Raw genomic sequence first — 15996 nt, forward strand, 5'->3', positions numbered from 1 at the left:
CCAAGCTTTTTCGACAAATTTTGAAATATAACTGGTGCGCTATGCAGACACTATCGTATAATGGGTAGTAAAAATTGAAAAAAGAGGGTAAAAATGAAACAGGAAATTTCAGAAATATTGAATGCTTTTAAAGAAAATCAAAAAAACCGCGGACGGCTGTTAATCAATTGTCCCGATCAGCCAGGTATCATAGCGGCTGTATCGAAGTTTTTATTTGACCATGGAGCGAACATCATGGAATCGAGCCAGTACTCGACAAATCCTGAGGGCGGAAGCTTTTTTATCCGAATTGAATTTGAGTGTTCTGAACTGCAGGAAAAGAAAGAAGAATTGACGAGCGAATTTCAGGAAATTGCCGAAAAGTTCAGCATGGACTGGAAGCTTTCACTTGTATCCGAATTAAAAAAGACCGCGATCTTCGTTTCAAAGGAACTTCACTGCATGAGGGAATTGCTGCTGGAATGGCAGGGCGGCGACTTAATGACGGATATATCCCTGGTCATCTCCAACCATGAAGATGCAAGAGAAATTGTTGAAAGACTCGGCATCCCGTTCCATTACATACCTGCAACCAAGGAAAACCGTGCCGAGGCAGAAGCGAAGCAGCTAAGCCTCCTGAAGGAACATGAAATTGACGTGATCATTCTGGCCCGCTACATGCAGATTCTGACACCGGACTTTGTTGCGGCCCATCCGTATAAAATCATCAACATCCACCATTCCTTCCTGCCAGCCTTCGTGGGTGCGAGGCCTTATGACCGGGCGTACCAGCGCGGAGTAAAACTGATCGGGGCAACCTCCCACTATGTGACGGATGATCTTGATGAAGGGCCGATCATTGAGCAGGATATCATGCGTGTGGACCATCGAGATCAGGTAGAGGATCTAAAGAAGATTGGCCGGTCCATTGAGCGAAGTGTCCTGGCGCGTGCGGTCAAATGGCATCTTGAAGACCGTGTCATTGTCCACGGAAATAAAACGATCTTATTTTAATCCACTTAGAAAAGACCATCCTCCCGCTGGAGTGATGGTTTTTTTTAGGGATTAAAAGCAAGCAGATACGGGAACACGGTAAAAAAAGGAGGCATTTGTCAAAAAATGATGACAACTGTCAAGACAGTGGTTAAAATAATACCTGCAACCATTAATCGTAATAGAAAATAGCGGATCCTGGCAAAATAGGGATAGCATAAAAGGGGGTTCGGCAATGAAAAAACAGAAAGAGATCTCGGGCCGAAAGCTGCTGGGAATTGCAGGACTGGGCTGGATGTTTGATGCCCTGGATGTGGGCTTGCTTTCCTTTATCATCGCGGCGCTGCAGGTGGATTGGGGTTTATCTGTTCAGCAGATGGGATGGATCGGGAGTGTGAACTCAATCGGCATGGCTGTCGGTGCCATGTTTTTCGGATTGATGGCCGACCGGATTGGCCGTAAAAATGTCTTTATCATAACATTGCTATTGTTTTCCATTGGGAGTGGATTGTCGGCTTTTACCACTTCATTGACAGTCTTTTTAATCCTTCGCTTTATCATTGGAGCGGGGCTGGGAGGAGAACTGCCTGTTGCCTCTACACTTGTATCGGAAAGTGTGCCAGCTGAAAAGCGGGGCCGCGTTGTTGTCCTGCTGGAAAGCTATTGGGCCGCAGGCTGGCTGATTGCTGCACTAATCGCCTATTTTATCATTCCTGACTATGGCTGGCAGACAGCGCTGATTCTAAGTGCTATCCCTGCTTTCTATGCGATATACCTGCGCCTTAACCTGCCTGATTCTCCCAGGTTTCTTTCGGTAAAAGAGAAGGACAGGCCAACCATCGGGCAGAGTCTTTCGGCGTTGTGGGCAAAGGAAAACGTGAAGAGGACGGCCATGCTATGGATCCTCTGGTTTTGCGTCGTTTTCTCCTATTATGGAATGTTTCTCTGGCTTCCGAGCGTGATGGTCATAAAAGGCTTTAGCTTGATTAAGAGCTTTCAGTATGTGCTTATTATGACACTTGCTCAGCTTCCGGGATATTTTACGGCAGCATGGTTTATTGAACGATTAGGCCGGAAATTTGTCCTTGTTGTTTATCTGATTGGAACGGCACTCAGTGCTTATTTCTTTGGCAACGCGGAATCACTGGGATTATTGATCACGGCGGGAATTTTCCTTTCCTTCTTTAATCTTGGAGCATGGGGAGCTCTCTATGCCTATACCCCGGAGCAATATCCAACGAAGATCCGCGGGACTGGTGCGGGAACGGCAGCTGCCGTTGGCCGGGTTGGCGGGATTCTTGGCCCGCTCCTGGTTCCGTACCTCGTTTCAAGCGGTATATCCATCTCGACGATCTTTGCCATCTTTTGCGGGGCAGTATTGATCGGGGCAGCCGCCGTATTCTTCCTGGGTGAAGAAACGAAGAAAAAAGAATTGGCTTAAAAGAAAAGGCCGTTTCCATGTAAACTGTACCCTGTGTAGTAGACACATGAAAAAAGTCTACTGCACAGGGTCTTTCTATGTACAATAGATAAAAATGGGGCGGGAGAACAATTTATGAGTAAAAAGTTATTTACGGAAAAAGAGATTAAAACACTATCCAAAAATCCTTATGTTAAATCTGTGACTTCAAAGGGGATTACCTATACTGATGAATTCAAGAAGCTCTTTATTGCAAAAAACAAAAAGGGAAGGACGCCCAGGGAAATCTTTGATGAATGTGGGTTTGATGAGGAAATCATCGGAATAAGTCGTATTCAGTCTTCGGGGAAAAGGTGGCGTGAAGCCTATCGAAAGAACGGAGTGCTTGGACTGCAAGACACAAGATCAGAAAACATAGGCAGGCCAAGAGAAAGAGAGCTTTCCATTGAAGAAAAGTATGCAAGGTTAGAGGCCGAAAATAACCTGTTGAAAGCTGAGAACGAACTATTAAAAAAGATACGATTTGCCGAAAGGGGGATGAAGAAGAAATAAAGTTGTCTGCTGATCAGAAATTCAATCTTATCCGATCCGTCTTCGAGAAATACAATCTCAAACGTATGATATCCCACCTCTGTAAAGCAGCTGGTGTGTCACGTCAGGGTTACTATAACTACTTTTCAGCGAAACAAGTTGAGCGAAGGAAGGAGCGGGAGAAAAAAGATGAAGTGCTCCGAGACTTGGTTTTAAAAGCATACAATTTCAAAAGCCGCAAGAAAGGGGCTCGCCAAATTAAGATGGTATTGGCAGGTCAGTTTTGTGTTGTCTTTAACCTCAAGAGAATCAGAAGAATCATGAGGAAATACGGAATTGAGAGTCCCTTTAGGAGAGCCAATTCCTACAAGCGCATCATGAAGGCTACCCAGGAACACAAGGTCGTCCCGAACCTGCTTAACAGGGAATTCAAACAAGGAATCCCCTATAAAGTCCTGCTTACGGATATAACCTACCTATATTTCGGTAAAGGCAAAAGGGCGTATCTATCAACCATTCTTGACGCTTCCACCAATGAAGTGTTAGCTCATCAGGTTTCTGATCGGATTACCCTTGATATCGCTATAGACACACTTAAGAAGTTAAAGAGAAACAGGAGAATAAAATTAGCTAAAGGAGCCTATATACACTCTGATCAGGGAGGTCACTATACCAGCCCTGTTTATCAAAAGCTGGTGAAAAAATTCAGGTTGGGACAATCCATGTCCAGGAGGGGGGACTGTTGGGACAACGCCCCCCAGGAATCATTCTTTGGTCATTTTAAGGACTTGGTTGATATAAAATCATGTGAAACCTTAGAAGAACTTAAACAAGAAGTGAAAGTTGCCATCCACTACTACAATCACAACAGATATCAATGGAATATAAAAAAGATGACCCCTGTTGAATACAGAGATCATCTTCTTAAACTAGCCTAGCTTTTTTAAAATGTCCTTTACAATGGGTACAGATTAATGTGGAGACGGTCTTTTTGTGTCTGGGAACCAGGATAAAAGTACTAGGTATGTCTGCCAGTATCTTTTAAAAATCGGGTCATTTAGGGAGTTATCGGGTATATTCTTTTAAATTATGAGTTACTTATTGTAGAAACTTTGGTTATTATTAACAGTTTATCTAGGAATATCCTCACTGTTATCAGAATATTATGTATGTTACGATATTCGCACTAAATACTTCGTTTTGGCGAAAGGGGAACATGCATGAAAAAGCTATTATCGATCCTGACTACTGGAGTACTTGCACTGTCCTTGCTGGCACCCGCGGCAGTACCTGTTCAAAAGGCAGAAGCTGCGACGACAGCAAACTGGGACGTTGAGCGATACGGCGACCGCGTCGACATTGATGGCTATCTTGATCGGCTTTCGGAGGATGAGGCCTTTTTAAAGAAAGCGGAGAAATCGATTGTGAATCAGGCGAAGGGAATTAACTTTGATGAGGAGAGTACCAGTAAATCCTCAGCTGAAGATCGTTCTTTTACATATGATGGCGGCACTAAACTCTTTCTGAACAGAGAATTGGATTTTAAAGAATTTACACTTCGAAGTGAAGGAGAAAACGTGGAGATCTGGGTGGCGAATGATCTAAGCTTTCCGGATGACAGGCCTGCACATGTAGTGACTCAGGAGCAGGTGGACAAGCTCCGGGACGAATTTGACAGCAATATCTATCCAAAGGCGACGGAGTTCTTCGGTACTCCCGACAAGCATGACGGATCCAAGTCACCGCTGCCAGGAATGGTAGGCCTGCCGGAAGGCTACTATGAAGGAAGTGACAAGGTGATCATGCTGGTGGATAACATCATTGATGAAGGCTATACGAACCCAAGTTATCCATTCTTTGTTGCCGGATTCTTCTGGCAGACACTAGAAAACTATATTGACAGAAACATCATTACGATTGATACAAACAGCTGGGAAACAAGGCTGGAGAGCACCTTCTTCGGGACAACCATCCACGAGCTTCAGCATCTGATTCATGCGGATAATGACGGGGATGAGGAAACCTGGATCAATGAAGGAATGTCGACGTTCTCTGAATACCTGGGCGGATATGGCCATGATGACAGGTCGATTAATTTTTACCTGGATCATCCGGAAAACTCGCTGACCAGCTGGGACGAGCATTCTGGTGCAGCAACCGGTCCTGAAACCATTGCCGATTACGGACAGGTTTATTTGTTCACCCTCTATATGAATGACAAGTTTGGCCGGGAGTTTATCAGGGATTTGGCCCTTTCGGAAGAGAATGGGATTAACGGTGTCAATAAGGCTCTTGCAGATGAGGGACTCGATCTTGATTTTACCCAGCTTTACCAAAACTTTATTACCGCCCTGGCAATCGACAGTGACAAACCGGGAGACGGGATATACAACTTTGACAGCATCGACTTGAGGAATCTGGATGTTACCGTGGATGGAAAGACGTTTAAACGCGGCAAGACGGTAGATTATGAAAGTGCCAAAACCTATGAAAAAGAAGGAGTCCCAGCCTGGGGCGGAGACTTCAAGGAGCTTGCCTTCAAGGATAAAATCAGCGGGATTTCCTTTGACGGAGTCGATTTCCTGGCATCGCCGTGGGAGTCGGTGGCTGATCCAAAGGATGCCGCAAACAAAGTCCTTTGGGGAAATAAAGGCGATGAAGCGGACAATATGCTCATCTTTGAAGCCGATCTAAGTGGAGTAGATGCCGCAACCCTAAAGTTTGATAACTATCTAGATATTGAAGAACAATGGGACTTTGGGGTAGTCCAGGTCTCAACAGATAATGGGCAGACCTGGAAGAGCCTGGCCAACGAAAATACCCGTTCAGATGTAGTTGAAGATGGGTATCCAAAAATTAAAGAAAATGTGCCTGGTTTTACTGGCAATATTAAAGAGTGGCAGGAGGAAACCTTTGACTTAAGCGAATATACCGGGAAGAAAGTTCTGATTTCCTTCAGATATCTGACCGACTGGGGTCATAATGATTCAGGCTGGTTCATCGACAATGTCGAAATCCCGGAAATTGGCTTCAGCCAGGACGGAAGCTCCACCGATGCGTTCAAATCGCTTGATGAGATCCTTGGGAAGTATGTGGAGTATACGGTGACCTTTATCAATGAAAGGGAAGTGGGCAATAAAAAAGGGGCAAAAACCAATTATAAAGTGATAACGGTAGATCCGTTCAATGTCACTGAAAAGGATGCCCTGAATTTAAGGCAGCTTTTCAAGGATGGCAAGAACTATATGATTACCTCCTATGCAGCTCCGGCGGACCAGAGAAGTCCAGTAGATTTCTCCTATGAGGTCAAGCTGAAAAAGGATAAAAAGAAAGAGAAAAACAACGGCAAAAAGAAATAAAAAATAACCCTTGGGCTGCGGTCATTATGACTGCAGCCTTTGTTGCCGATTTCTATGTGGCTTTTACATGCTTAAAGACATTAATGGCAAACAGGATACCGCCAAGGACAACAGCAAGCGAACCAATAATGGTCAGGATTGTTAAAGATTCGTTTCCGGTGAGCACCATGGCCAGGAGGCTGCCCTGCATCGCCGGCAAACCGAGATTATGAAGCCAGAAATGGGATACAGCCAGGCCATTGCTGCTGGCTTCCGGATAAAAATGATAAATGGTTCCGAATAGGACCATTGAGACCCAGCCAAGCAAATTCAAGTGGGCATGGACAGAGGTTAAAGAAAAATCATGAAGAATTCCCATCAACAGCCCAAGGAGAATGGCAATCACAAAATAAACTACGGCAATCTTAAAAAATCTCGCTCCCATTATACTTCCCCCTTGCATAGAAAAATAATTTCCTTAAAATGTATGGAATTTAATCGTATATTAGTACTTTTAGACTGATTTTTATGTTGAAGGCATAGAAATAATAGGCCCAAAATCATGCTTTTGCCTCAATCTTAAAAGCCGGAATACTCCCCTCGTGAGCAGCGGTTCTTTTTTACTGGAAGGATTACACTTTTCCAAAAAGGGAATTCTTTTACCATGGCAGGTTTGATCTTTGAAAGGAAGTGAGCGCAGGAATGTATGATTGCATCATTATTGGGGGAGGAATCGCCGGGCTTCAGGCGGCCATCCAGCTAGGGCGCTATAAGCATAAAGTGCTGGTTCTGGACGCGAATGACGGCAGGTCAGTCATCTGCCACAGCTACCATAATGTTCTGGGCTATCCTGATGGTGTGAGCGGGCCAGAGCTCCGCAGCATTGGGCAGGAGCATGCCTCAAGACTGGGAGTAGAATTTATCACAGACCGTGTCATCAAGGCTGAAAAAATAAATGAGAAGTTTGCAGTGGAAACAGCAGGCGGAGAGACGTTTAGCGCAAAGACGCTGCTTATCTCCACAGGGGTTGTCGACAGGATTCCTCCTTTTCCGGAATTGAAGCCTTGTTTAGGAATCTCTGTCTATGTGTGTCCGGATTGCGACGGCTATGAGGTGTCAGACAAGCAAACCATTGTGATGGGGTCAGGAAATCCGGGAGCCAATATGGCTTTAACCCTTTCCTATTGGACAAAAGAGATTACGTATGTCAATCATGAGCAAGTGGATGTTGATGATGAACTTCTTTCCAGCCTAAAGGAAAAAGGAATTGTATATGTCAATGAACCAATTGAAAAAGTGCTGGCAGAGGAAGCTGACTTTCGGGGTGTCCAGCTCAGGAATGGCGAACAGGTGGAAGCATCCAGAGGGTTTGTTGCATTTGGGGGAAATGAAATTAAGTCGCAGCTGGCCGCACAGCTTGGTGTTGAACTTCATGCCAACAAGCATATCCTTGTCGACCCGAGGACTAAAATGACTAATGTTGATCGTGTCTGGGCAGCAGGTGATGTGGTCGCTCATTCGGAACAGGTAACCATTGCCATGGGGGACGGTTCCCAATCGGGAATCTGGATTCATAAAACATTGCTTGGGGAATAAAAAACAGCCCGCTGTATTAGTATAGCGGGCTGTTTTATGAAGTATTTACGGCTTTGAAAATTTTACACTACGATTTTTAAGGTAAACTCCACGATAATGGAATTTTACTCCACGATTTGCTGCTTTTCTCTACAAGTAAACCAATTTACACTACGTTTTTACGTCATTACACTACATTTAGCTATTTTTACCAATTGCAAACTTGCAGATTATAGAATGTTTTATAGTTTCATCAAAATTACTGGCTCAAGCTTCCCCTGACAGCTTCTTCAACGGAGTTTCGGCCGGGCCATCGAGGACTTCCCCTTCATAGGAAAAACGGGAACCGTGGCACGGGCAGTCCCAGGAACGTTCTCCGTTATTCCACTCAAGCTCGCAGCCCATGTGGGTGCAGGTGGTATCGACAATATGCAGCTGGCCGTCCTCATCCCGGTAGGCACCCGCCCGCTTGCCATTGACCATCACTGTGGCACCTTCATCATTTTTAAGGTTCTCTGGCTGCGCTGAAGGCGATTCTAGCTTTCCTTTAACCAATTCTGCAGCAACCCTGGCGTTTACAGTAAGGAACTTTTTCACATCCGGATCGGCATGGAAGCGGTTAGGGTCAAAGACTTCCTGATAAGGATTCTTCCGGCCTACAATCATGTCAGTGAGGAGCAGGGCTGCATTGGTGCTGTTTGTCATCCCCCATTTGCGGTATCCTGTTGCCACATAGATATTTTTAGTTGTGGGTGAATAATGGCCGACAAAAGGAATCTTGTCCAGTGTAGTCGGATCCTGGGCAGACCAGCGGTAAGGAATTTCCTTGATGCCGTAGGTTTGCCTTGCAAATGCCTCAAGGGCCTCATAGTAACGGTGGGTATTGATCTCTTTTCCGGTTTGATGCTCATGCCCGCCAAAAATGATGACTTGCTCCCCATTCATTTCTGCCGATCGAAGCGAGCGGGTTGGTGTTTCGGCATTGATGAACATACCCCCCGGAAACTCTTTTTCAGGCTTCACCGCTAGGCAGTAAGAACGTGAAATGGACATCCTCGAGAAATAGAACCCTTTTGTATCGTAAAAAGGATAATGCGAAGCGATGATCATTCGCCTGCAGCTGACCTTGTGGTTATCACGCGTCGTGATTCGAGGCTGGTCTCCTTCTTCCATATCAACAGCGGTTGTATTCTCGTAGATCTGTCCGCCCATTTTCGTAAATTCCTCAACCAGGTGCTTCAAGTATTTGAGCGGGTGGAACTGGGCCTGGTTTCTTATGACAATGGCCGCTTTGGCTTCCACTTCAATTGGGACCTCATTGAGGTACTCGCCATTGATTCCAAGCTTTTTATAGGCAGTGACCTCGTTGATCAGCTTCTGTATTTCCTGGCTGGAATTGGTGTAAATGTAGGAATCCTCCTCAGAGAAATCGCATTGAATCTGCTTCTCATTCACGAGGTTTTTGATAAAAGTCAGGGCATCATGGTTGGCCTGGTAGTACAGGCGCGTCTTTTCCTCCCCAAAATGGCTGATCAGCTCATCGTAAATGATGCCATGCTGCGTTGTCACCTTTGCGGTAGTATGGCCGGTTGTCCCAGTTAGGATTTTGCCTGCCTCAATTACAGCAACCTTGAAGCCTTCCTTCGCCAGGAGATAGGCAGCAGTCAATCCTGTCATTCCCCCGCCAACAATGGCAACCTCTGTGTCGATATCCTCGTTTAAGGAAGGAAAGGCTGGCAATTCTGCAGTTCCTAGCCAGTATGCTTCCGGAAATTGCGGCATTCCATTCATTTGATCAAGTTCTCTCGTCATTCCATCATCCTCCTATCCGTCATGGTCTGTTTTCTATTTTTTCCTATCTCTTGAAAATAATGCTTTCTTTCTTCCCACTTTACCCGGAGGAACCTGTTTTATTCTCCTATTGCCCAAGGGCCTTTACAATCAGTAAAATAAAGGTAAGAGAAAGAAGTGAAGGGGTTTTAGCATGGCTGGCATTAAAACGAATGCAATGCGGCTGCTGGACAGCCAAAAGGTTCTCTATCATGTGTTTACCTATGACAGCAAAGATGGAAAGAATGACGGTGTGTCGGTAGCGGAAAAAATCAAGAAAGATCCCGGCGTGGTGTTTAAGACGCTTGTTGCCCAGGGAAGCACCAGAAATTTGTTTGTTTTTATCATTCAAGTTGAAGATGAGCTGGATTTAAAAAAAGCTGCAAAGGCCTCAGGGGAAAAGAAGATAGAAATGCTGCCTGTCAAGGACCTGCAAAAGCATACTGGCTATATTCGAGGCGGCTGTTCGCCGTTGGGCATGAAAAAACAGTATCCTACGATAATCGATTTAAAAGCCGAGACTCTGGAACAGATGATCGTCAGTGCCGGAAAGATTGGATTCCAGGTGGAGCTTGCGCCAAAGGACTTACAAAGTCTTACACATGCCGTTTTCGCTGATGTCAGAAAATAAGGTTTCAACCCAGTCCATGTTCGCTGCATGGGCTTTTTTTGTGTGATTATCTGACGTGGGCACTCACCCAGATTCCTGCAGACGCATAGGATGAATGGAAGCCGAATTTGCCGTTGTTCCAGACGGCGGGAGGGAGCGATTTGAATGGCAACAGTGCTGAATTATTACGCGGGCGGGAACACAGCCCGGGGGTTTTACAGCTTGTATGAATCCAATCTGCAGGGGCTGTCTCGCCTGTTTATTTTAAAGGGGGGTCCGGGGACCGGAAAGTCATCGCTGATGAAGAAACTCGGAAAAGAGTGGAATGAGAAGGGCTACGACATTGAGTACCTTCATTGCTCCTCTGATAATGACTCGATTGACGGGCTGATCATCCCGGCCCTTCAGGTGGGTATTGTGGATGGCACTGCCCCACATGTGATTGAACCCAAGGCACCGGGAGCTGTTGAGGAATATGTGAATCTTGGCAAGGCCTGGGATTCTGAGATACTGAAAACGCAGAGAGAAGCTATTGAACTACTTAGCGGAAAAATCAGCGAGGCATTTTCAGCTGCTTACGGCTTGTTTGCACAGGCTCTGGCTGTCCATGATGAATGGGAAAAGTTCTACATCGACAATATGGACTTTGAGAAGGCAAACCAGCTCACGGAAGAGCTGATTGGTAGATTCTTTGGCGAGAAAAGGAAAGACAAGAAAGCTGACGTAAGACACCGGTATCTAGGGGCAGCCACGCCTAAGGGAGCAGTGGATTTTGTGCCGAATTTAACGGAGGGTGTCAGCAAACGATATTTGATCAAAGGAAGGCCGGGCTCAGGAAAATCGACGATGCTGAAAAAACTCGCTGCCGAAGCGGAAGCCAGGGGGTTTGATACGGAAATTTACCATTGCGGCTTTGATCCGCACAGCCTGGATATGGTGATCGTGAGAGAGCTTGGCTTTGCCATTTTTGACAGTACCGCACCACATGAGTATTTTCCAGAACGGGAAAATGACGAAATCATTGATATGTACGGAAGTATTATTGCCGCGGGCACAGACGAAAAATATGCAGATGAAATTAAGGACGTTTCGCGAAGGTACCGGGAGAATATGAACAAGGCGATAGCCTCCCTGGCAACAGCGAAGGATCTTCACGACCAGCTTGAAGAGATTTATATCCGTGCCATGGACTTTTCCGTGATTAACCAGATAACAGAGGAAATCAATGCACAAATCCATTTGCTGTCGGAACAGTAAAAAAAGAGCACTCATTGCGGTGAGTGCTCTTTTGATGATTTTAAAACAGAAAGTGGGCAACCAGTACAATGACAGGAAGCGTAATCAGCGTGCGCTGGATAAAAATAACGAAAAGTTCCCAAAAGGAAACAGGAATCTTTGAACCCAGCAGCAGGCCGCCGACCTCTGACATATAAATCAGCTGGGTAACAGAAACGGAGGCAATGATAAACCTGGTCATCTCACTTTCAATGCTCGCACCGATGACGGATGGCAGGAACATGTCGGCGAACCCGACCATAAGGGTTTCCGAAGCAGCCTTCGCTTCCGGCACCTGCATCCATTCAAGCAGCGGAATGAAAGGTAGCCCGAGCCACTGGAAGAAGGGAGTATACTCTGCAATGATCAGGGCAACAGTTCCAAGGGCCATGACGATAGGGGCCACACCCATCCACATATCAAGAATATTTTTAATGCCGGAGATGAAGAAATCACGAATTCCCCTGTGGGTGCCGGCCTTATCCAGTGCCTGAGTCATTCCCCAGGAAAGTGAGTTATGGCCGGGAGGAATTTTATCCTCAGTATAATTGCCGGACTGTTTAACATAGTACGTGTCAGGCTTCCGTGACAAAGGCGGTATCCGGGGTGCCAGGATGGCACAGATCAAACCTGCGGCCGTCACAGTCAGGTAGAATGGGACAAACATATACGCCAGACCAACCTGGGAAATGACGACAAGACTGAAGGTAATGGAAACAACCGAAAAGGAAGTTCCAATGATGGCTGCTTCCCTTTTAGTATAAAAGCCTTCTTCATACTGTTTGCTTGTCAAAAGGACACCAATGGTGCCATCTCCGAGCCAGGAGGCCATGCAGTCAACGGAAGACCTTCCGGGAAGCTTGAATATTGGTCGCATGACTTTCGTCAGCAGGGTGCCAAACAGTTCAAGCAGTCCGAAATCAAGAAGCAATGGGAGAAACAGGCCTGCAAACAGGAAGACCGCAAACAACACAGGGAGGAGGTCATTCAACAATAAGCCTCCTGTATTATCGGACCAGATCATTTCGGGCCCCAGTTTGAAAAGGGCACATACAGCAAAGATTGCTCCAAGAATCCTGGCTACAAACCAGATCATTGGAACATCTAAAAGGGTTCTTAAAAACGGATTGCGAGCCATGATCTCCGGCCGGACCGTTTTAGCCAAAAGGGTCCCCAGCAAGGTCAGGATGATGATGGCTGTCATGATATGAGGCAGGTATCCGGCTAGAAGTTCCTGAATAAGTCCGGACAGAACTGCAATGGGAATCGTAATATCCCCTTTATAGGAAATCGGAATCATGAACAGAAAGATTCCGAGCAATGATGGAATAATGAAGGTTAAAACGTTCTTGAGTGAGCGTTTTTTACGTAATGCCTGCTCCAAAGTTAATTCACCCTTACTTACATATTTATAAAACAAAATTCATTTTAATGCACAATAATATTTTTGCCAACCTTTTTTCTCAATCTGATAATTCCGTATATTATTTCCCGGGTGATTTCTCCTTAAACTTGGCGGAGATAATATTATTGCAATAAAATACTAAATATGGCTGTTGGACATTTATTAAGGAACCAATAAGGTATCTTTACATGGTTGAAACAGTATTGCACCGTCAATAATGCTAAAATAAGAGTAAAAGGATCACGAGGAAATAGAGGTATCGATATGAGGGATCTTGCTGAAACGCTGGAGGATATGCTCAGGGCGAGGGGCAATAAGGACTATGCAGAGCAAATGAGCCGCTATATGAAGGGCCATTTTCAGTTCTTTGGAATTAAGACTCCAGAAAGAAGGGAGATCGAGAAGGAGTTTTTCCAGAAGACCGGGATTTTAAAGGAACCGTTTAATGAGGAGTTCGTTCTGGCATTGTGGGAAAAGCCTCAGCGGGAATTTCAAATGGCGGCAATTGATTATATTGAAAAATATCTAAAGAAACTGGGAAAAGAAGATATTTACTTGATGGAGAAGCTGATTACCACCAAATCGTGGTGGGACAGTGTTGATACGCTTGCACAAAAGCCGGTTGGAACGATTGTGTTCAAGCATCGGGAATTGATTCCCGAACTGGTGGAGAGATGGGCTGTATCTGAAAATATGTGGCTGCGAAGAACGGCGATTATTTTTCAGCTAAAATATAAAAGCGAAACAGATGAAGCGCTGTTGTACCGCTATATAACCCTGAATGCCGGCAGCAAGGAGTTTTTTATCCAAAAAGGAATTGGCTGGGCATTGAGGGAGTACTCAAAAACCTGCCCGGAATGTGTTAAGGCTTTTATTCAGACGCACTCACTTGCACCGTTAAGTGTGCGGGAGGGAAGCAAATATCTTACATGAAGTGAAAGCTTGTTTCTGCATGGTAGAATGATACATAGACCCCCGTTACTTCATAAGGGGAAACTACATAAAGGGTGAGAATGATGATTAAGTGTATTGCAACTGATATGGATGGGACTTTATTGAATAGTACGCAGGATATTACGGAAGAGAACAAGGCAGCGATTCTAAAAGCACAGGAACAGGGGATAGAGGTTGTTGTCGCTACTGGAAGGTCTTATCAGGAGGCAACTTTTGTCTTGGATGAAGCGGGCCTCAAACTTCCGATTATCTGTGTAAACGGGGCGGAAGTGCGCTCGAAAGACGGCAGTGTCATCGCGACGAACCCATTAAGCAAGGATCAGGCCAGAAGGGCAGCGGAAGCGTTGGCCAGAACCGGCAACTATTTTGAGGTTTACACCAGCCAGGGGACGTTTACAAATGATCCCGATAAAGCAATAACCATTATGACGGATATTTTTGCAAGTGCCAATCCCGAAGTGCCGATGGAGACGCTCGTCCGGGGAGCGCACGAACGGTTCCATAAGGGTCTGGTTCAAGTGGTGGATGATTACACTCCTTTGTTTAATGATGATGAGCATACCATTTATAAACTGCTCGCTTTCTCAATCGATGAGCAGAAGCAGGAGGAAGGCAAGAAATCATTATCTGAAATTGAAGGCCTGGCCCTGAGCTCATCAGGTCATTTGAATATTGAAATCACCAGTGAGAAAGCACAAAAAGGGATTGCACTTGAGGCATTCACAGAATCGAAGGGCATTTCTCTGGCAGATACAATGGCAATAGGCGATAACCAAAACGACCTGTCCATGTTTGCCCGTGTCGGAAGAGCGGTGGCAATGGGCAATGCAGACTTTGAAATCCAGATGGAGTGCGATGTGGTAACCTCCGCAAATGATGAAAGCGGAGTAGCAGAAGCAATCCTGGAGGTATTATAGCAGCGAGAACTTACATCATATGAACTTTCCTCCAGTTTGAGGCTTTAATTTTGAGACTGAAAGGAAGATTCTTATGAAAACACGACTGCCAGTTATACTATTGGCCAGCATGCTGTTAATTGGATGTTCGAATAGCGGGCCCGAAGGAACAGAGGAAAGCCAGCCTGGGCAGGTTCAGCTTGATGAGGGCGGCAGTGAAGAACAGGAAACGGCCGCACAGCCTGTGGAGGCGGAGTCCCTGGCTGAAAACCTCAAGATTCCATGGTCCATCAATAAGATCAATGATCTCTTTTACATAAGCGAGAGGCTCGGTTCCATCATCAGGATGGAGGACGGGCAGCAGACAAGGCAGGAGGTTTCCCTGGAGAAGCCGCTCGCCGACGCTGCTGAAGCCGGCCTGCTGGGCTTCGTACTTGTGCCGGGGGAGACTGACAGGGCCTTTGCCTATTATACCTATCAGGATAACGGACAGTTCAACCGGATTGTGGAACTGAAGCTGACTGGGGATGTATGGAAGGAAACAAGGCTTATTCTTGATAAAATCCCCAGCGGTAATGTCCACCATGGAGGAAGATTGCGAATTGGTCCTGACGGGAAGCTGTATGCTACGGCAGGAGATGCGGCGGTCCCGGAAAATGCCCAGAACCTGAATTCGCTTGGCGGAAAGATCCTTCGACTGAACCTTGATGGTTCGGTTCCGGCAGATAACCCTTTTCGGGATTCCTATGTATACAGTTATGGACACCGTAACCCACAAGGACTTGCCTGGGATGAGGACGGGACGATGTATGCGAGTGAACATGGACCTTCCGCACATGATGAAATCAATGTCATTGAACCTGGTAAAAATTATGGTTGGCCGGAAATCACTGGAGATGAAAAGAAGGAAGGAATGGTCACTCCGCTGTTTCAGTCGGGAGAGGATACATGGGCGCCTTCAGGAATAGCCGTTCATGAAGGGAAATTGTACGTGGCAACGCTAAGAGGAAATGCCGTCCGTGAATTTGACCCGGCGACCAAGGAGACAAGAGCAGCGGTTACAGGCTTCGGACGCATCAGAGATGTCTGGATTGAGGGCCATGATCTGTACTTTGTCAGCAACAACACCGACGGAAGGGGCAATCCTGCAGGAGATGACGACAAGCTTTATCGCATTAAATTGAAATAGG

The 15996-nt window shown here is 45.9% G+C and carries 13 protein-coding genes; 10 read left to right on the plus strand and 3 right to left on the minus strand.

Annotated features, from left to right (window positions below; all coding sequences use genetic code 11):
• The first annotated feature begins 93 nt into the window (after positions 1-93).
• From purU to EV146_RS15530, 4 genes are all read left to right on the plus strand, one after another.
• On the plus strand, positions 94-993 hold the full coding sequence (gene purU, locus EV146_RS15515) for a formyltetrahydrofolate deformylase (protein WP_132007913.1): 900 nt from the start codon (positions 94-96) through the stop codon (positions 991-993).
• A 214-nt stretch (positions 994-1207) separates the two neighbouring features.
• Positions 1208-2413: an MFS transporter gene (locus EV146_RS15520; RefSeq protein WP_132007916.1), complete on the plus strand. Its 1206-nt coding sequence runs from the start codon at positions 1208-1210 to the stop codon at positions 2411-2413.
• A gap of 114 nt (positions 2414-2527) precedes the next feature.
• A protein-coding gene (locus EV146_RS15525) for an IS3 family transposase (protein WP_132007919.1) occupies positions 2528-3861 on the plus strand; the annotation gives its coding sequence in 2 pieces (ribosomal slippage) (positions 2528-2938 and positions 2941-3861; 1332 coding nt in all).
• Between the two features lie 282 nt (positions 3862-4143).
• Positions 4144-6282 (plus strand): choice-of-anchor J domain-containing protein, encoded by a 2139-nt coding sequence (locus EV146_RS15530; RefSeq protein ID WP_132007922.1) that lies wholly within the window; start codon positions 4144-4146, stop codon positions 6280-6282.
• Between the two features lie 52 nt (positions 6283-6334).
• Here the strand turns inward: EV146_RS15530 and EV146_RS15535 are convergent, their stop codons facing one another.
• Positions 6335-6706, minus strand: coding sequence for a cytochrome-c oxidase (locus tag EV146_RS15535; RefSeq protein WP_132007925.1), 372 nt, complete (start codon positions 6704-6706; stop codon positions 6335-6337).
• 257 nt (positions 6707-6963) lie between these two features.
• Between EV146_RS15535 and EV146_RS15540 the strand changes: the two genes are divergently transcribed.
• Positions 6964-7857: an NAD(P)/FAD-dependent oxidoreductase gene (locus EV146_RS15540; RefSeq protein WP_132007928.1), complete on the plus strand. Its 894-nt coding sequence runs from the start codon at positions 6964-6966 to the stop codon at positions 7855-7857.
• A gap of 246 nt (positions 7858-8103) precedes the next feature.
• Here the strand turns inward: EV146_RS15540 and EV146_RS15545 are convergent, their stop codons facing one another.
• The gene (locus tag EV146_RS15545) at positions 8104-9648 is read right to left on the minus strand and encodes an FAD-dependent oxidoreductase (protein ID WP_241993927.1); all 1545 of its coding nucleotides are present in this window, start codon (positions 9646-9648) and stop codon (positions 8104-8106) included.
• 172 nt (positions 9649-9820) lie between these two features.
• Here EV146_RS15545 and ybaK point away from each other — a divergent pair, with 172 nt between their 5' ends.
• Both ybaK and EV146_RS15555 read left to right on the plus strand, forming a co-directional pair.
• A complete protein-coding gene (gene ybaK, locus EV146_RS15550) occupies positions 9821-10297 on the plus strand; it encodes a Cys-tRNA(Pro) deacylase (protein WP_132007931.1) in 477 nt (158 codons plus the stop codon).
• Positions 10298-10441: 144 nt separating this feature from the next.
• A complete protein-coding gene (locus EV146_RS15555) occupies positions 10442-11533 on the plus strand; it encodes a PRK06851 family protein (RefSeq protein ID WP_132007934.1) in 1092 nt (363 codons plus the stop codon).
• 40 nt (positions 11534-11573) lie between these two features.
• Here the strand turns inward: EV146_RS15555 and EV146_RS15560 are convergent, their stop codons facing one another.
• Positions 11574-12935 (minus strand): YjiH family protein, encoded by a 1362-nt coding sequence (locus EV146_RS15560; protein WP_132007937.1) that lies wholly within the window; start codon positions 12933-12935, stop codon positions 11574-11576.
• 285 nt (positions 12936-13220) lie between these two features.
• Here EV146_RS15560 and EV146_RS15565 point away from each other — a divergent pair, with 285 nt between their 5' ends.
• The 3 genes from EV146_RS15565 (at position 13221) to EV146_RS15575 (ending at position 15995) form a co-directional block, all read left to right on the plus strand.
• Positions 13221-13889, plus strand: a complete 669-nt coding sequence (locus tag EV146_RS15565; RefSeq protein ID WP_132007940.1) for a DNA alkylation repair protein — start codon at positions 13221-13223, stop codon at positions 13887-13889.
• Between the two features lie 83 nt (positions 13890-13972).
• Complete coding sequence (locus EV146_RS15570; RefSeq protein ID WP_132008490.1) at positions 13973-14827, plus strand: Cof-type HAD-IIB family hydrolase; 855 nt, start codon at positions 13973-13975, stop codon at positions 14825-14827.
• Positions 14828-14900: 73 nt separating this feature from the next.
• Positions 14901-15995 (plus strand): PQQ-dependent sugar dehydrogenase, encoded by a 1095-nt coding sequence (locus EV146_RS15575; protein ID WP_132007943.1) that lies wholly within the window; start codon positions 14901-14903, stop codon positions 15993-15995.
• Position 15996: the final 1 nt, after the last annotated feature.

Source organism: Mesobacillus foraminis, from assembly GCF_004340465.1.
Classification (GTDB): Bacteria; Bacillota; Bacilli; order Bacillales; family Cytobacillaceae; genus Mesobacillus_B; species Mesobacillus_B foraminis.